Origin of the sequence: Ciceribacter sichuanensis, assembly GCF_024055605.1 — a bacterium.
Lineage (GTDB): Bacteria > Pseudomonadota > Alphaproteobacteria > Rhizobiales > Rhizobiaceae > Allorhizobium > Allorhizobium sichuanense.
In genome coordinates this window covers 47,196-63,360 of record NZ_JAMXLX010000003.1, presented here as the reverse complement: position 1 = coordinate 63,360, position 16,165 = coordinate 47,196, and the positions used below count along the sequence as shown (strand labels likewise).

Sequence of the window (16,165 nt, the reverse complement as noted above, 5' to 3'; positions counted from 1 at the left end):
GAGGCCGCAAATGACAGAATGTTACGCAAGCCAGAAGATAGGATTGGCGGAAAATAGCGATTCAGCCATTTACCCGCAAGCGAAAAGCAGAAATGACCCAAAATAATGCGACAATGTCGCAGGCGGGATCAAAACGGCTTAACAACCACGAGAATGACGATGACGATCATCAGCAAGGTCGGAACCTCGTTCATCAGCCGCCAGAAACGGGCATTCCTCACATAATGGCCCTTGCCGAACGACGCAACCGCGCGTGAAAAGAACACGTGCACGCCGGTCAATGCGACCACCGCAGCGAGTTTTGCGTGCAGCCAACCGCCGTGAAAGCCGTAAACCGACCAGGCGAGATAAAGGCCAAGGATCCACGCCACCATCATGGCGGGGTTCATAATCACCTTCAAAAGCCTCTGCTCCATGATGGCGAATGTTTCAGCCTGCGCAGAACCCGGTTCGCTGTCGCCGTGATAGATGAACAGCCGCGGCATATAGAGCAGGCCCGCCATCCAAGAGATCACGGCGATGATATGCAGGGCCTTGATCCAGAGATAGGCCTCGTCGGCACCGAAGATCATGATGGCGAGCGCGATGGCCCCGAAGAAAACAATCGCCGTGGCTGCCCGGAAGGCTGCTCTACGGCCGGCACCTCTCCCGGTCTGCTGCTCGTTGTCGCTCATCGTTTCCCACGCACCCGATCAACCAACCGGGTCACGTTCGCCGGATCGGCTTGCGGCGTGATCCCATGCCCGAGATTGAAGATCAGCGGACCATTCCCAAGCGCATGCAGAATGGCGTCAATGCCTTCCTCCATGGCCGAACCGCCGGCAACAACCCTCATCGGATCGAGATTGCCCTGGATAGCGCCCTCCTTCTGCAGTTCCACCGCAAAGGAAAGCGGAATGGTCCAGTCGAGCCCGATCGCATCGGCGCCCGTCTTGCGACGGTAATCCTTGAGAAGCAGGCCTGCCCCCTTGGCGAAAGCAATCACTTTTGCCCCCGGCCGTTGAGCACGCACCGAGCGGATCATACGGGCGACGGGACGAACACAGAAGCGTTCGAACTCTTCCTCGCCCAGAACACCGGCCCAGGAATCGAAGATCTGCACGGCATCGGCGCCGGCATCGATCTGCGCCACCAGATAGGAGGCAGAGATATCGGCAAGCAGATCGAGCAGCTTTTCGAAAGCCTTCGGATGGCGATAGGCGAAGAGCCGGGCAGGGGCCTGATCCGGTGTTCCATGTCCGGCAATCATGTAGGTCGCAACAGTCCAGGGCGCACCACAGAAGCCAAGCAGGGTGGTCTCGTGGGGCAGTTCCGCTCTCAGACGCCTGACGGTCTCCAGGACAGGAGCGAGATGGGTCAGCGGATCACCTACTTCCAAAGCTTCGATGCCATCGACATCGATCGGATCCATCTGTGGTCCATGCCCTTCGGTAAAGCGAACGTTGCGGTTCAACGCGTCCGGTATCACCAGGATGTCGGAGAAGAGGATTGCTGCATCAAAGCCGTAACGCCGGATCGGCTGCAACGTCACTTCGACGGCAAGGTCCGGCGTATAACAGAGATCGAGGAAGCTGCCGGCCTTTGCTCGCGTCTCACGATATTCCGGAAGATATCGGCCTGCCTGTCGCATCAGCCAGATGGGCGGCGGTGAGACGGTCTTGCCGTTCAGGACATCGAGAATCTTGCGGTCGCTGGCGCTCAACGGTCAGCCCTTTCAAAAAAGAAATGATATATGAATCCTCTTCTATTTCTAAGAGTCTCTGACTATCAAGGATTAATCCCGGCACACAGGTTTCCCGGCCTCCCCGGCAAATCATCATTTTCGGCGAATAAAACCTGCGATGTCTGGCGATAAACGCTGTTTATTTCGATAAACGCTTTAGAGTCAAACTGATAGGTGAAATGGCAGAAAGACACGGCTTGTGGATAAGCTGTGAGTCATTTCGCAAAACTGCGGCGTCTTACCACAATCCACAGACTCGCCTTTCAACTGTCCTGTCCGGTGTCATTTGTGGATAAATCGGCATTTTTCCCCTTGCCTCTCTGGGCGGGTGATCGCTACCTCTCTTACTCCCGAATTATCAACAGGCGGCCGAGAACAACGTGGAGAACCGAAAAAGCTTCTTCCATCTCCACCTGATTTCTGACTCGACCGGCGACACTCTGATCTCGACGGGCAGGGCTGCTGCTGCCCAGTTCAATTCCTACAGCGCCATCGAGCATGTCTATCCGCTGATCCGCAGCAAGCGACAACTGCTCCCGGTGTTGGAAGCGATCGATCAGGAACCGGGTATCGTGCTCTACACGATCGTCGATCGCGAACTCGCCAATCTCTTGGAGGCAGGCTGCCGGGATATGGGTGTGCCAAGCGTCAATGTGCTGGAACCGGTAATCGACAAGTTCCAGTCTTATCTCGGGGCTTCGTCGCGCGGGCGGGTTGGAGCCCAGCACGCTCTCAACGCCGAATATTTCGCTCGCATCGAGGCACTGAATTACACGATGGATCACGACGACGGACAGGCGCCGGACGGATATGACGATGCCGATGTCGTCATCATCGGGATCAGTCGTACCTCGAAGACGCCGACCAGCATCTATCTCGCCAACCGCGGTATCAAGACGGCGAATATTCCGATCGTCTGCGGAGTGCCGTTGCCGGACAGTTTGTATCGCGCGAAGAAGCCGTTGATCGTCGGACTGATCGCAACATCGGATCGGATTTCCCAGGTTCGCGGCAATCGCGAACTCGGCGTCACGCCCGGCTTCAACGCCAGCGACTATACCGACAGGGCCTCGATTGCCGAGGAACTGAAATATGCCCGAAGCCTTTGTTCGCGTAACAACTGGCCGATCATCGATGTCACCCGCCGCTCTATCGAGGAAACGGCGGCGGCCATCGTTGCCCTGCGTCCGAAGGTGCGTTAAGGCGAATCCTCGTGTCATCCCTTTGGAAAAGGTGCCCCAATGGCAGGGAAGCTGATGCTTGCTTCGGCAAGCCAGTCACGTCGGATGCTGATGGAAAACGCCGGCCTTCAATTTGAAGCTGAAGCGGCGCATATCGATGAGCGCGCAGCCGAGGCCGGCCTGGGCGGTAACCCGTTGTCTCCGGATCGGCTTGGGCTGGAGCTCGCGCGACTGAAGGCACTCGATGTTGCTTCCAGGCATTCAGGCGCACTCGTGGTCGGATGCGACCAAACCATGTCCCTTGATGAGGTTGTCTTTCACAAACCTGTCGATATCGATGAAGCGCGACGCAATCTGAAGACCCTGCGCGGCCGGACCCATCGCTTGAACAGCGCCGTTGTTCTGGTCCGGGATAAAGAGGTTCTTTGGGAGAATGTCTCTATTGCCGAGTTGACGATGCGGGAGTTCTCCGACGAATTTCTGGACGGTTACCTGCAGCGGACCGGAGACGCGGTGCTAAGAAGCGTCGGTTGTTATCAACTGGAGGCTGAGGGAATCCGGCTATTCAATAAGATAAGTGGCGACTATTTCACCATTCTCGGTTTGCCGTTATTGCCGCTGCTGGAGGAGTTGCGGGTCCTGGGGGAGATTGATGGCTGATTCACGTGAAACATTTGTTAACCATGCTTTCGTTGTCGGCTATCCGATCAAGCATTCGCGTTCTCCGCTCATTCACCGACACTGGCTGAAGAGCTTCGGGATCAAGGGCAGCTATGAGCGCGTCGCGGTCAGCCCGGAGAATTTCGAGGCGTTCATTGCCGAACTGAAGAGCGGAGCATCCGTTTTTCGCGGAGGCAATGTGACCATCCCACACAAGGAGGCGGCCTGTCGGCTCGCCGATCTGCCGGATGCGTTGGCCGAGGAGCTTGGAGCGGCAAACACGCTCTGGATGGAAGAAGGTAGGCTGAACGCAACCAATACCGACGGTATCGGTTTCACCGCCAGCCTCGACGCGGGTCATCCGGGCTGGGATAATGTCGATCGGGCTGTGATCCTTGGCGCGGGCGGTGCCAGCCGGGCTGTGGTTCAGGCAGTGCGGGATCGCGGCATCAGGGAAATCAACATCGTCAATCGATCCATGGAAAGAGCCGTGGAACTGGCCGACCGTTTCGGCCCGGCGATCCATGCCCATCCGATGTCGGCGCTTGGCGAGGTATGTGAAGGAGCCGGTCTCTTTATCAACACCACCTCACTTGGCATGGATGGTGAAGCCGTCGACGAAATGCCGTTCGAACGGCTTCTGCCATCGGCCATGGTGACCGACATCGTCTATGTTCCGCTGATGACACCGATCCTGAAGCAGGCGGAGGCAAAAGGCTTGGCGACGGTCGATGGTCTGGGCATGCTGTTGCATCAGGCCGTTCCCGGTTTCGAAAAATGGTTTGGCCGCAGACCTGTGGTGGATGAGGAATTACGCAATCTCGTTATCGCCGACATGGAGGCGCATGCATGATCGTCATCGGACTCACCGGATCGATCGGCATGGGCAAATCGACCACGGCGAAGATGTTTGCCGACGCCGGTATCTCGGTGAACGATTCCGATTGGGTCGTGCATGAACTTTATCGTGGCAAGGCGGTTATACCAATCGAGGCGGCGTTTCCCGGGAGCGTCCGCAATGGTGAGGTGGACCGTTCCGAGCTTTCACGGAATCTGGCGAAGAATCCGGCTAATTTCAAACTTCTCGAATCCATCGTTCATCCGCTTGTACGCGAACGGGAACTTGCATTCCTGGAGGCGGCGCGCGAATCCGCTGCTGACATGGTCGTTCTCGATATTCCACTGCTTTATGAAACGGGCGCTGAAAGACGCGTTGATGTCGTGGTGGTCGTAAGCTGTGATCCCGAGATACAGCGCAAGCGGGTTCTGGAGCGACCGGGCATGACACCGGAGAAATTCGAGATGATCCTTGGGCGGCAGGTGCCGGATGCCGAAAAGCGTCGACGGGCTGATTACGTGATCGATACCGGACGTGGGCTTGATGCCGCACGAAAACAGGTTCAGGACATTATTGAAACCCTGCGTCGACAGGCCAGAACGGAGGCATGAATGCGCGAGATCGTCTTCGATACGGAAACCACGGGGCTCGAGTTCAAGAATGACAGGGTCATCGAAATCGGTGGCATCGAGCTTCTGAACCATTTCCCGACCGGCAGAAGCTTTCACGTCTATATTAATCCCGGTGACCGAAAGGTGCATCCGGACGCTCTTGCGGTTCACGGCATCACCGACGAGTCCCTGAAGGACAAACCGCCCTTTGCCGATGTCGTCAATGATCTCCTCGAATTTTTCGATGGCGCAAGGTGGGTGGCGCATAACGCGACCTTCGACATGAACTTCATCAATGCCGAATTCGAGCGGCTCGGTCTTCCGCCGGTACCAGGCGAGTTGGTGGTGGACACGCTCGCGATAGCGCGTCGCAAACATCCCATGGGTCCGAACTCGCTCGATGCGCTCTGCCGCCGATACGGCATCGACAACTCCCACCGCACGAGGCACGGCGCGCTTCTCGACTCCGAACTGCTCGCCGAAGTCTATATCGAAATGCTCGGGGGCCGGCAGGCCGCTTTCGGCCTGGTGCAGTCGGAAACGCAAGGCGGAGCGAGTGGCGGCGACGAAACGGAAGTCATCGAATTGTCCTATGAACGCCCGCGGCCATTGGCAGCACGGGTGAGCAAAGCCGAAGCGGATAAACATGCGGGCCTGCTCGGTCGCCTTGGCGGCAAGGCGATCTGGTCGAAATACAACTGAATGAAAAAAGGCCCGGTAAAAAACCGGGCCTTTTGATTTCTATGATCGATCGTATCCGAAGATCAGTTCGGAACAGCCTGAACCTTAGCGCGGGCCTGCTCTTCGGCGACGCGCTGGGTGAACATCTGGGCGAAGTCGATCGGATCGATCATCAGCGGCGGGAAGCCGCCGTTGCGGGTCGCGTCCGCAATGATCTGGCGTGCGAACGGAAACAGCAGACGCGGGCACTCGATGAAGAGGACTGGAAGCATGTGCTCCTGCGGGAAGCCGGTGATGCGGAAGACGCCGCCGTAGACCAGCTCGGCTGCGAACACGACCTTGTCGCCGTCCTTGGCTTCCGCGCTGAGCGACAGAACGACGTCGAAGTCGGACTCGGTCAGCGGGTTCGCGTTGACATTGACATTGATATTGATGGCGGGAGCCTTGTCACGCGCCTGCAGCGACCGCGGTGCGCCGGGGTTCTCGAAGGACAGGTCCTTGATGTACTGGGCAAGTATGTTGAGGGAAGGACTTGCGGTTCCCTGATTTTCGTTGGCCATTGGGGCTTCCTCACGCATTGAATTGCTATGGCCGTCTATCATTTCGACCCGATGCTTACAACCCTTACCCAATGGGCCGTATGCGGCCTTTTCGGGCCGGGTTCACTGATCCTTTTCGAGCGACCAGGGAGACTGCCGGTTACCGTCGCGCCTGAAGTCGTCCTCATCGAGATCGATGATCGGGCCGTCCTTCGGGCGAGACGTTTCTGTGCTCGCACCCTGATAACTGAAGCTGCTACTGCGCTGGACGGTGACGCGAGGACCGATGAAGGACCAGATGAAATCACGCACAAAGGGTACAAAGAGCAGGATACCGAGGATATCTGTCAGGAAACCGGGAATGATGAGCAACATCGCCGCCACGACGATCATCGCTCCATGAACGATTTCCCTTCCGGGGTTTGCGTTCGTCCGGCTTTCCTTCTGCAGGCGCTGGAGAACGCCCGCGCCCTGGATGCGCAGAAGCGCAAGTCCAACAAAGACAGCAAGAAGCGTCAGCCCGAGTGTCGGGAGGACGCCGATGGCCTTTCCGACGAGCACGAATGTTGCAATCTCGGCAAGAGGCATCAGCAGTAGAATGGCGAGCGGCACGCGCATCGGTGGTCCTCTATCCTTCCTCAGGAGTTCCGGTATCGATCGTCCGGAATGGTCTCAAGCGCAAGTGAACGCACTTCGCTATTTGAATCATCGGCATATGCAGACTATATGGGTCTCACAAGCAGGAATTTAAACAGGGCCGACGGATTGCCATGGGATCGAACGACTTTGTGACTATCTTTTTTCTCGTGGCGGCAGTCCTGATTTTCCTGCAGCTGCGCAGTGTGCTTGGTCGCCGCACCGGCAATGAGAAGCCGCCTTTTGATCCGTACTCACCCCGTGATCTTGCCAAAGGCCCCGGCGCCGACGATGGAAAGGTTGTTACCCTGCCGCGTCGCGATGAGCAGGGAGCCGATGAGCGCTTTGCGGCTGTGGACGCCTTTGCCGCTCCCGGCAGTGAACTGAACGAATCGCTGCGCGAAATTGTCAAGCAGGACCCGAGCTTCAATCCGAAGGAATTCCTGAACGGTGCCCGTATGGCCTACGAGATGATCGTCATGGCCTATGCCGACGGGGACCGGAAAACCCTGAAGAACCTGCTTTCCCGTGAGGTGCTGGAAGGTTTCGAGGCCGCCATCTCCGAGCGCGAAGCGCGCGGCGAGGTGGTAAAGTCCACCTTCGTCGGCATCGAGAAAGCCGATATCCTTCAGGCGGCCATGAAGGACAGCGAGGAGCAGGTAACCGTTCGCATCGTCTGCCAGCTGATCACCGCAACCTACGACAAGGACGGCAAGCTGATCGATGGCGATGCCGAAGCTGTTTCCGAGGTTAACGATCTCTGGACCTTTGCCCGTGACACCCGTTCGCGCGATCCCAACTGGAAGCTGGTCGCGACCGAATCCGAGCTATGACCGGCGCGGTGGCATCATCGTTCAGGCTGAAGCCAGTCGCTTTCGCCGATCTCGAGGGTTGGGCGTCCGACGACCCGTCTCCATTGTTCGATGCGCTGGCGGCCTGTCGCCAGCATATAAGGAATGTGAAGCCCTATCGTACGGGCATGACCGGCCTGTCTTCCAGCGATCTTTTACCGCTTCTCGATAGCGCCGCCGAATTCTCTCCATCGAGCGCTGCCCAAGCACGAAGCTTCTTCGAAGCGGAATGTCGGCCCTTCCTGATCGAACAGGAGAATGGCGGGCGGGGTTTCGTGACCGCTTTCTATGAGCCCGAGGTTGAAGTGCGGGCTGAGCCAAACGATGAGTTCCGCTTTCCCTTCTACAGGCGTCCCGACGATCTCATCGACCTGGATGATGCGAACCGCCCCGCGGATATGGATGCGAGCTATGTGTTCGCGCGGTTGAAGGACGGTATCGTTTCACCCTATCCCGATCGCCGGGCCATCGACGAAGGCTACCTTGAGGGCAGGGGTCTGGAGATAGCCTGGGCGCGATCGAAGGTGGATGTTTTCTATGTCCACGTTCAGGGCGCCGCCCGGCTTCGTTATGCCGATGGCCGCATCGGTCGCATCACTTACGCTGCCAAGGCCGGCCATCCGTTCTCCGGTATCGGCAAGCTGCTGGTCGACACCGGGGAACTTCCGCTTGCCGGAATTTCGATGCAGTCGATCCGCGCATGGCTTGCAGCCCATCCTGAACGGGTGGACGAGATCATCTGGCATAACCGGTCCTACATCTTCTTCCGCGAAGCCGAGGTGTTGGACACGAACCTTGGTCCGATAGCAGCGGCCAAGGTTCCGTTGGTGGCAGGTCGCTCACTGGCGGTCGACCGGCTGATTCATAGCTTCGGCTTTCCCTTCTTCATCCGCTCGGAAAGCCTGACGAGTATCGATGACGGGCAATCCTTTGCCCGGCTCATGCTGGCGCTGGATACGGGATCGGCCATCATAGGGCCGGCGCGGGGCGACATCTTTACCGGCTCCGGCGACGACGCCGGGGAACGTGCCGGCGCCGTGCGAAATGCAGCGGACTTCTATATACTCGTCCCGAAAGCGGCGGCATCGAGGTTCGGTTGGTGACGGGCAAGGGAAAACTCAGCGCAGAAGATCGTATACTCTGGGGCAAGGTTGCCCGGTCGACGAGGCCCATGCCGGGCCGCCTCGAGGAACTTGCTGAGTTCGAGGAAATGCTTGTCGAACCGACAGCCGAGGATAAAGCGGCGTCTTCGGCTTCGACAGTTCCCGCTGGTGACGCAGCCGCAGCTCAGGCCGCGCAGAAGAAACCCGGCGGCATCCATCACCCGCTGGAAAAGCCGGTCAAGCGTAAGCTCTCGCGCGGCCATCTCGCGCTCGAGGCCCGTATCGACCTTCACGGTCTGATCCAGAGCGAAGCGCACGGCATCCTTCTCGATTTTCTCCTGCGCGCCCATGACAGAGGCCTGCGGCATGTTCTGGTAATCACCGGCAAGGGGCGCTCCATGGGCAGTGACGGGGCGTTGAAGCGTTCGGTGCCACTCTGGTTTTCCAAGCCGGAATTCCGCTTTCTCATTTCGTCCTACGAGACGGCCGCCCGTCAGCATGGTGGCGACGGCGCCCTCTATGTCCGGCTGTCGCGGGGCAGGGGAGATCGTGGATGACGCCGTTCGGCGAGGCCCTGCGTCGGTTGCGGGAGAGGAAGGGCGTTTCCCAGAAGGAGATGGCGGCGGCGATCGGGGTCTCCCCCGCTTACCTTTCCGCCCTGGAGCACGGCCGCAAGGGCAGGCCGAATTTTGATTTTCTCCAGCGCGTCGCCGGCTATTTCAACATCATCTGGGACGAGGCGGAGGAGCTCTTTGCCATTGCCGGCGTCTCTCATCCAAGGGTGGTGGTGGATACCGTGGGACTTCCTGCCGAATATACGGCTTTCGCCAATGAACTGGCCCGCAGGATTCGCACCCTCCCGCCGGATGTGCTAAAGCAACTTCACGAAGTCCTCGAAGCCGCAAAAAAGCCGGCTTGAAACGCTCTAAGGCCGCCATATCCACGAGTTTCGCACGGCCCGCCTTTGGAACTTGCGTCAAACCTCCTATAGTCGAGGCGCTCGATGGCGCTGATTCGATATCGACGCTTTGAACATCATGACTGGAAAGATTGCTGAATGACCGACATGCCGATCAAGGAAAATGATGGTCCGGCCGAATACGGCGCGGATTCGATCAAGGTGCTGAAGGGACTGGATGCAGTCCGCAAGCGCCCCGGCATGTATATCGGCGATACCGACGATGGCTCGGGTCTTCATCACATGGTTTACGAAGTCGTCGACAATGCGATCGACGAAGCGCTGGCCGGTCATGCCGACATCGTCACCGTGACCCTGAATGCCGACGGCTCCGTCACCGTGACGGACAACGGCCGCGGCATCCCGACAGACATTCACAAGGAAGAAGGTGTCTCGGCAGCCGAGGTCATCATGACCCAGCTCCATGCCGGCGGTAAGTTCGACCAGAATTCCTATAAGGTCTCGGGTGGTCTTCACGGCGTCGGCGTCTCGGTCGTCAACGCACTCTCTGTCAAGCTGAGCCTCCGAATCCGCCGCAGCGGCAAGGTCCACGAGATGAGTTTCACCCATGGCGTGGCTGATGCCCCGCTCAGGGTCACGGGTGACTACGAGGGTCGCTCTGGCACGGAGGTCACTTTCCTGCCGAGCGCGGAAACCTTCACCAAGACCGAATTCGACTACGCGACGCTGGAACATCGCTTGCGCGAACTCGCCTTCCTGAACTCGGGTGTCCACATTCTGCTGACCGACAAGCGCAAGTCCGACATCCGCCAGGAAGAGATGGTCTATGACGGCGGTCTCGAGGCTTTCGTTCGTTATCTAGACCGCTCCAAGAAACCGCTGGTCGAAAAGCCGGTCGCGATCCGTGGCGAGAAGGACGGGATTACCGTCGAAGTCGCCATGTGGTGGAATGACAGCTACCACGAAAACGTGCTCTGCTTCACCAACAACATTCCGCAGCGTGACGGCGGCACTCACATGGCCGGCTTCCGGGGCGCGCTGACCCGCCAGATCACCTCCTATGCCGACACTTCCGGCATCATCAAGAAGGAGAAAGTGACACTGACCGGCGACGACTGCCGCGAAGGCCTGACGGCGGTCCTGTCCGTCAAGGTTCCCGATCCGAAATTCTCGTCCCAGACCAAGGACAAGCTGGTTTCGTCGGAAGTCCGTCCTGTCGTCGAAAGCCTGGTCAACGAAGCTCTTTCCACCTGGCTCGAGGAGCATCCTGCGGATGCCAAGATCCTCGTCGGCAAGGTGGTCGAAGCTGCTGTCGCCCGCGAAGCCGCCCGCAAGGCGCGCGAACTGACGCGGCGCAAGGGCGCGCTCGATATCGCATCTCTGCCCGGCAAGCTCGCAGACTGCTCCGAACGCGATCCGGCCAAGTCCGAAGTCTTCCTCGTCGAGGGTGACTCCGCAGGCGGTTCGGCAAAGCAGGGCCGTTCGCGCGAAACGCAGGCCATCCTGCCGCTGCGCGGCAAGATCCTCAACGTGGAACGGGCCCGTTTCGACAAGATGCTGTCGAGCCAGGAAATCGGCACGCTGATTACCGCGCTCGGCACCTCGATCGGCAAGGACGAGTTCAACGCCGACAAGCTGCGCTACCACAAGATCATCATCATGACCGATGCTGACGTCGACGGCGCCCACATCCGTACCCTGCTTCTGACCTTCTTCTTCCGGCAAATGCCGGAACTGATCGAACGCGGCCATCTCTATATCGCCCAGCCGCCGCTTTATAAGGTGGCGCGTGGCAAGTCCGTTCAGTATCTGAAGGACGAGAAGGCGCTCGAAGATTACCTGATCACCATGGGCATCGAGGAAGCCACGCTGACGCTTGGCAATGGCGAGGTCCGGGCTGCACAGGATCTGCGCGATGTCATTCAGGATGCTCTGAGGCTTCGCTCGCTGATCGACGGTCTGCACTCGCGCTACAATCGCAGTGTCATCGAGCAGGCGGCAATTGCCGGCGCGCTCAATCCGGAACTGACCGACAACCGCGCCCGCGCGGAAGAGACCGCGGCCGAAGTGGCCCGGCGTCTCGATCTCATCGCCGAGGAAACCGAACGCGGCTGGACCGGTCACGTCACGGATGAAGGCGGTTTGCGCTTCGAGCGCATGGTTCGCGGCGTCAAGGAAGTGGCGTCCCTCGATGTCGCATTGATCGGTTCCGCCGATGCCCGTCACATCGACCAACTCTATTCGCGGCTTCATGAGATCTATGCCCATCCGCCAAAGCTTGCCCGCAAGGAAGAACGCAAGGAAATTTCTGGCCCGCGCATGCTGTTGGACACGATCTTTGCTGCGGGTCGCAAGGGCCTGACGATGCAGCGCTATAAAGGTCTTGGCGAAATGAACGCCGAGCAGCTTTGGGAAACGACGCTCGACCCGAACGTCCGCACGTTGCTGCAGGTGAGGGTGAGCGACGCGACCGATGCAGATGGCCTGTTTTCGCGCCTGATGGGTGACGAGGTCGAGCCTCGTCGCGAATTCATTCAGGACAACGCGCTGAGCGTTGCGAATCTGGATATCTGATAACGATAAAGTTTCGCGTGAATCCGGCTAAGGAGTGATTCACGTGAAACACTTGGTTAATCTTTGTTGGGGCGCCGCGCATCCGAATGGACGCGCGGCGTTTTCATTTCAAACTTTGCGGATCGCGTTTTCGGGAGATCGGCCCCGTTTCCGGTAGCCGATGCGACCGCCTTCAGGCCTTGAAGCCGCCGCTGAAGGTAACCGCGGAAAGCGGCTTGCGCTGATTCGGAACCTCCCGTTCCTGAAGCGTCGGTGGTAACAACGACTTGTCGCCACGGCGACCGATGGCAACCGCCGCTTCGGCGCGATAGCCCGCCGGTGCACCGAGAACCTCGATGGCTCGCTCGAAATCGACGCCGCCCATCGCGTGCGCGGCATATCCCGAATGCATCGCCTGTAGCGCCAGCATGGCCCACGCCGCCCCGGTATCGAAACTGTGGCTGCGGAAGGGGCGGTGCTCGGAGCCGTCATCACGCCGGCTCAGGGTATCGGAAAACAGGAAGACCAGCGCCGAAGCGGACTTGGCCCAGACCTGGTTCGACTCGACGAGCAGTCCCAGAAATGTCTCCCATTCCGGAGCGGTGTTCAGCGCATAGACGAAACGCCAGGGCTGGTAGTTGCTTCCCGACGGCGCCCAGTGCGCCGCCTCCAGAATGGTCAGAAGATCCGTCTCGGGCATTGCCTCGCCGGTAAAGGCGCGGGGCGACCAGCGGTCCAGGAACATCGGGTGGATGGAATATTCGGAATGGCGGTCGTTGCTGCTCGTCATTGGGAAACCTGTCTTAGGGGAGGAGGCCGGGGAAGAGGAATGTGCCTTCCGGCGCGGTCAGAAGATATTGCGATGATCAGTACTTACAAGTGCGGTCGGGCGTATTTCGCGCCGGCCTTTCGTCTCGGGCATCGGCCGGAGATAGGATCGATAAGCATCCTGCCCCGTGAAACATTAATCCCTTCTTGCCATTCTGACCTTGTGGAAGGGATTTCCCGCCACCAAAGGACAAGTTCACAAAGCAGTTTCCATTGAGGCAAACTCTGCTAGTTTTTAACGAATGAAGCGCAACATCGCAGGATGACAGCAGCGGAAAGGCGATCGCCCCTATGTTCTATCAACTCTATGAACTGAACCATGCGGCCATGGCCCCGTTCCGGGCGAGCGCCGACATGATGCGCCTTGCCTATAGCAGTCCGCTGAATCCCTTCTCCCACACTGTCCTCGGCCGGACGATGGCTGCGGGTTTCGAGGTCTTCGAGCGTGTTACACGGCGCTACGGCAAACCGGAATTCGGTCTGCCGACCACCACGGTCGATGGTCACACGGTGAACGTGACCGAGGAAATCGTCTGGAAGAAGCCGTTCTGCAATCTTATCCACTTCAAGCGGGACCTGCCGCCAACGGTGGAGCAGGGGCCGCGCATCCTGATCGTCGCGCCGATGTCCGGCCACTATGCCACGCTGCTGCGCGGAACAGTCGAGGCGCTGATCCAGAATGCGGATGTCTATATCACCGACTGGATCGACGCCCGGACGGTACCGGTGACGGATGGCAATTTCGATCTGGACGATTACATCGACTACGTCATCGAGATCCTGCACCACCTGGGCAAGGGTACCAATGTGGTGGCCGTCTGCCAGCCGTCGGTTCCGGTTCTTGCAGCCGTCTCCGTCATGGAAGCAAATGACGATCCACTGGCACCGGCGTCCATGACCCTGATGGGCGGACCGATCGACACCCGCATCAATCCCACCGCCGTCAACGAACTGGCGCAGAAGAAGCCGATCGACTGGTTCCGCGACAATGTCATCATGAACGTACCCTGGCCGCTGCCAGGTTGCATGCGGGCGGTCTATCCGGGCTTCCTGCAGCTTTCGGGCTTCATGTCCATGAACCTTGACCGGCATATGATCGCGCACAAGGACTTCTACATGCACCTCGTCAAGAACGATGGTGACTCGGCCGAGAAGCACCGTGATTTCTACGACGAATATCTGGCCGTGATGGATCTGACCGCGGAGTTCTACCTGCAGACAGTCGATACGGTCTTCATCAGGCATGCCCTGCCCAAGGGGGAGATGACCCATCGTGGCAACCCCGTCAATCCAACCGCAATCCGCAAGGTGGCTCTCTTGACGGTGGAAGGTGAAAACGACGACATCTCCGGTGTCGGGCAGACCAAAGCGGCCCAGACCCTCTGCGTCAACATCCCGGAAAACATGCGCATGCATTACATGCAGCCGGATGTCGGCCATTACGGCGTGTTCAACGGCTCGCGTTTCCGCCGGGAAATCGCCCCGCGGATCATCGCATTTGCGAAGCAGCATACGCCGGCCGCAAAGGCAGGCCCGGTAAAGAGGGTCATCAAGGGCGGCAAGTCGGCCTGACGGGACTGTCGATTTTCCTCGGGTGATTCAGGCTCTTGCCCGAATTGCCGGGACTTCGTCTTGAAGGCGGGGAGGGCGTTTACCACATCGATTTCATCGGGCGGCATGTTGCCCCCGTGCAAAAGCGAAGGGTAAATGATGATGAACCAGTCAGCATTGCTTCGTCCGGACTGGACGCCGGCAACCGTCGCCCTGATGGTGATCGGCTTCGTGGTCTTCTGGCCGCTGGGTCTGGCCATGCTCGGCTATATCCTGTTCGGTGATCGCTTCCGCGATTTCAAGCGGGATGCGAACCGCTCCGTCGATGGTATCTTTTCGAAATGCCGCAGTGGCCGTCACGGCCGCAGCCACTTCTCGACCGGCAACGGCGCATTCGACGATTGGCGCAAGGCCGAGCTTGACCGTATCGAGGAAGAACGCCGCAAGCTCGACGAGATGCGAGCGGAATTCGATAGCTATCTGCGCGAGCTTCGTCGTGCCAAGGACCAGGAAGAGTTCGACCGCTTCATGCGCGAACGGGCCAATGCCCGCAAGGATGACGGTGCGGCCTCCGGTTATTCCGGCGTCTGACGAGATATCGGTATTGACGCGGACAACAACCGGCACCCCCAGGGGTGCCGGTCTTTTTTTGTAGAGCGGATCAAGTTCGAATCGGCTAGAAAGAGGCCATGTTTCCCTTCCTGAAAAAACCGGCAGGCAAGACGAAGCCTATAGCGACCTCGACCCGTAATCTCGCGGTCGATGGGCGGGAAATGCCGCTCACCATTCGCCGCAATGCCCGCGCGACGCGCATCACCTTGCGGATCGAACCCGGTGGCCGCGCTTTGAAGATGACGGTACCGCCGGGCCTCAAGGAACGGGAGATTGTCGACTTCCTCGATCGGCACCAGGGATGGCTGAAGGCGAAGCTCGCGCGCTACGCCGACTTTCCGCCGATCGTCGACGGCAGCGAAATCTCGCTGCGCGGCGTGCCGCACAGGATCATTCATTCCGGCCATCTGCGCGGGCTGACGGAGGCGCTGGATTCCGAGATCGGCCCGGTGCTCAGCGTCAGTGGCATGGAGGAACATCTCGGCCGGCGCATCGCGACCTTCCTGAAGAAGGAAGCCCGGCGCGATCTGGAGACACTGGTTGCCAACCATGCGAAGAGGGTCGGGCGGCCGGTGAAGTCGCTCACCATGAAGGATACCCGCAGCCGCTGGGGCTCCTGTTCATGGGACGGCAATCTGAGTTTTTCCTGGCGCATCGTCATGGCGCCGTCGCCGGTGATCGATTATCTCGCCGCCCACGAGGTCGCGCACCTCAGGGAAATGAACCACGGCCCGGCTTTCTGGGCGCTCTGCCGCGAGCTTTGTCCGCACATGGACGAGGCCAAGGCCTGGTTGAAACGGCATGGCGCCCGACTCCACGCGATCGATTTCGATTGAGGACGGAGAGAGCGGGACCTGCTTTGTCGCAATTTGGCTCGAC

The 16,165-nt window shown here is 59.1% G+C and carries 18 protein-coding genes; 13 read left to right on the top strand and 5 right to left on the bottom strand.

What is annotated here, in order from left to right:
* Positions 1-128: 128 nt before the first annotated feature.
* A complete protein-coding gene (gene hemJ / locus NBH21_RS11015) occupies positions 129-674 on the bottom strand; it encodes a protoporphyrinogen oxidase HemJ (protein WP_250913649.1) in 546 nt (181 codons plus the stop codon).
* A complete protein-coding gene (hemE, locus tag NBH21_RS11010) occupies positions 671-1,702 on the bottom strand; it encodes a uroporphyrinogen decarboxylase (RefSeq protein ID WP_250913650.1) in 1,032 nt (343 codons plus the stop codon). Before hemE ends, hemJ begins: the two co-directional genes overlap by 4 nt.
* Before the next feature lie 401 nt (positions 1,703-2,103).
* Between hemE and NBH21_RS11005 the strand changes: the two genes are divergently transcribed.
* The 5 genes from NBH21_RS11005 to dnaQ are packed head-to-tail and all read left to right on the top strand — an operon-like array spanning position 2,104 to position 5,715.
* Positions 2,104-2,925, top strand: coding sequence for a pyruvate, water dikinase regulatory protein (locus tag NBH21_RS11005; protein WP_250913651.1), 822 nt, complete (start codon positions 2,104-2,106; stop codon positions 2,923-2,925).
* Between the two features lie 39 nt (positions 2,926-2,964).
* On the top strand, positions 2,965-3,564 hold the full coding sequence (locus tag NBH21_RS11000; protein WP_250913652.1) for a Maf-like protein: 600 nt from the start codon (positions 2,965-2,967) through the stop codon (positions 3,562-3,564).
* Entirely contained in the window at positions 3,557-4,417 is an 861-nt protein-coding gene (locus NBH21_RS10995) for a shikimate dehydrogenase (protein ID WP_250913653.1), read from the top strand. The genes NBH21_RS11000 and NBH21_RS10995 overlap by 8 nt, the downstream gene beginning before the upstream one ends.
* Complete coding sequence (gene coaE, locus NBH21_RS10990; RefSeq protein WP_250913654.1) at positions 4,414-5,013, top strand: dephospho-CoA kinase; 600 nt, start codon at positions 4,414-4,416, stop codon at positions 5,011-5,013. Before NBH21_RS10995 ends, coaE begins: the two co-directional genes overlap by 4 nt.
* Complete coding sequence (dnaQ, locus tag NBH21_RS10985; protein ID WP_250913655.1) at positions 5,014-5,715, top strand: DNA polymerase III subunit epsilon; 702 nt, start codon at positions 5,014-5,016, stop codon at positions 5,713-5,715. It begins immediately after the preceding gene.
* Between the two features lie 62 nt (positions 5,716-5,777).
* On the opposite strand, the gene secB is transcribed toward dnaQ, so the two are convergent.
* Positions 5,778-6,254: a protein-export chaperone SecB gene (gene secB, locus NBH21_RS10980; RefSeq protein WP_099055904.1), complete on the bottom strand. Its 477-nt coding sequence runs from the start codon at positions 6,252-6,254 to the stop codon at positions 5,778-5,780.
* A 102-nt stretch (positions 6,255-6,356) separates the two neighbouring features.
* Entirely contained in the window at positions 6,357-6,851 is a 495-nt protein-coding gene (locus NBH21_RS10975; RefSeq protein WP_250913656.1) for an FxsA family protein, read from the bottom strand.
* A gap of 152 nt (positions 6,852-7,003) precedes the next feature.
* Here NBH21_RS10975 and NBH21_RS10970 point away from each other — a divergent pair, with 152 nt between their 5' ends.
* The 5 genes from NBH21_RS10970 (at position 7,004) to gyrB (ending at position 12,316) form a co-directional block, all read left to right on the top strand.
* Entirely contained in the window at positions 7,004-7,702 is a 699-nt protein-coding gene (locus NBH21_RS10970; RefSeq protein ID WP_250913657.1) for a Tim44/TimA family putative adaptor protein, read from the top strand.
* Positions 7,703-7,710: 8 nt separating this feature from the next.
* A complete protein-coding gene (mltA, locus tag NBH21_RS10965) occupies positions 7,711-8,823 on the top strand; it encodes a murein transglycosylase A (RefSeq protein ID WP_425340402.1) in 1,113 nt (370 codons plus the stop codon).
* Positions 8,824-8,891: 68 nt separating this feature from the next.
* Positions 8,892-9,380, top strand: coding sequence for a Smr/MutS family protein (locus tag NBH21_RS10960; protein WP_250913659.1), 489 nt, complete (start codon positions 8,892-8,894; stop codon positions 9,378-9,380).
* Positions 9,377-9,742: a helix-turn-helix domain-containing protein gene (locus NBH21_RS10955; RefSeq protein ID WP_250913660.1), complete on the top strand. Its 366-nt coding sequence runs from the start codon at positions 9,377-9,379 to the stop codon at positions 9,740-9,742. The genes NBH21_RS10960 and NBH21_RS10955 overlap by 4 nt, the downstream gene beginning before the upstream one ends.
* Positions 9,743-9,880: 138 nt before the next feature.
* Positions 9,881-12,316 carry a DNA topoisomerase (ATP-hydrolyzing) subunit B gene (gene gyrB / locus NBH21_RS10950; RefSeq protein WP_250913661.1) on the top strand — a complete coding sequence of 812 codons (2,436 nt, stop codon included), beginning with the start codon at positions 9,881-9,883 and terminating at the stop codon, positions 12,314-12,316.
* Positions 12,317-12,488: 172 nt separating this feature from the next.
* Here gyrB and NBH21_RS10945 read toward each other — a convergent pair whose 3' ends face one another.
* A complete protein-coding gene (locus tag NBH21_RS10945) occupies positions 12,489-13,085 on the bottom strand; it encodes a nitroreductase family protein (protein ID WP_250913662.1) in 597 nt (198 codons plus the stop codon).
* 329 nt (positions 13,086-13,414) lie between these two features.
* Between NBH21_RS10945 and NBH21_RS10940 the strand changes: the two genes are divergently transcribed.
* From NBH21_RS10940 to NBH21_RS10930, 3 genes are all read left to right on the top strand, one after another.
* Positions 13,415-14,695, top strand: a complete 1,281-nt coding sequence (locus NBH21_RS10940) for a polyhydroxyalkanoate depolymerase (protein WP_250913663.1) — start codon at positions 13,415-13,417, stop codon at positions 14,693-14,695.
* Between the two features lie 141 nt (positions 14,696-14,836).
* Positions 14,837-15,265, top strand: coding sequence for a DUF2852 domain-containing protein (locus NBH21_RS10935; RefSeq protein WP_250913664.1), 429 nt, complete (start codon positions 14,837-14,839; stop codon positions 15,263-15,265).
* Between the two features lie 98 nt (positions 15,266-15,363).
* Positions 15,364-16,122 (top strand): M48 family metallopeptidase, encoded by a 759-nt coding sequence (locus tag NBH21_RS10930; protein ID WP_250913665.1) that lies wholly within the window; start codon positions 15,364-15,366, stop codon positions 16,120-16,122.
* Positions 16,123-16,165 lie beyond the last annotated feature (43 nt).

What these genes read in the sequence shown, in the direction of transcription:
- NBH21_RS10940 (WP_250913663.1), top strand. Translation starts at nt 13,415, where the DNA reads ATGTTCTATCAACTCTATGAACTGAACCATGCGGCCATGGCCCCGTTC.
- NBH21_RS10960 (WP_250913659.1), top strand. Translation starts at nt 8,892, where the DNA reads ATGCCGGGCCGCCTCGAGGAACTTGCTGAGTTCGAGGAAATGCTTGTC.
- NBH21_RS11000 (WP_250913652.1), top strand. Translation starts at nt 2,965, where the DNA reads ATGGCAGGGAAGCTGATGCTTGCTTCGGCAAGCCAGTCACGTCGGATG.
- secB (WP_099055904.1), bottom strand. Translation starts at nt 6,254, where the DNA reads ATGGCCAACGAAAATCAGGGAACCGCAAGTCCTTCCCTCAACATACTT.
- NBH21_RS10995 (WP_250913653.1), top strand. Translation starts at nt 3,557, where the DNA reads ATGGCTGATTCACGTGAAACATTTGTTAACCATGCTTTCGTTGTCGGC.
- dnaQ (WP_250913655.1), top strand. Translation starts at nt 5,014, where the DNA reads ATGCGCGAGATCGTCTTCGATACGGAAACCACGGGGCTCGAGTTCAAG.
- hemJ (WP_250913649.1), bottom strand. Translation starts at nt 674, where the DNA reads ATGAGCGACAACGAGCAGCAGACCGGGAGAGGTGCCGGCCGTAGAGCA.
- NBH21_RS10955 (WP_250913660.1), top strand. Translation starts at nt 9,377, where the DNA reads ATGACGCCGTTCGGCGAGGCCCTGCGTCGGTTGCGGGAGAGGAAGGGC.
- gyrB (WP_250913661.1), top strand. Translation starts at nt 9,881, where the DNA reads ATGACCGACATGCCGATCAAGGAAAATGATGGTCCGGCCGAATACGGC.
- coaE (WP_250913654.1), top strand. Translation starts at nt 4,414, where the DNA reads ATGATCGTCATCGGACTCACCGGATCGATCGGCATGGGCAAATCGACC.
- NBH21_RS10945 (WP_250913662.1), bottom strand. Translation starts at nt 13,085, where the DNA reads ATGACGAGCAGCAACGACCGCCATTCCGAATATTCCATCCACCCGATG.
- NBH21_RS10930 (WP_250913665.1), top strand. Translation starts at nt 15,364, where the DNA reads ATGTTTCCCTTCCTGAAAAAACCGGCAGGCAAGACGAAGCCTATAGCG.
- NBH21_RS10970 (WP_250913657.1), top strand. Translation starts at nt 7,004, where the DNA reads ATGGGATCGAACGACTTTGTGACTATCTTTTTTCTCGTGGCGGCAGTC.
- NBH21_RS10975 (WP_250913656.1), bottom strand. Translation starts at nt 6,851, where the DNA reads ATGCGCGTGCCGCTCGCCATTCTACTGCTGATGCCTCTTGCCGAGATT.
- NBH21_RS10935 (WP_250913664.1), top strand. Translation starts at nt 14,837, where the DNA reads ATGAACCAGTCAGCATTGCTTCGTCCGGACTGGACGCCGGCAACCGTC.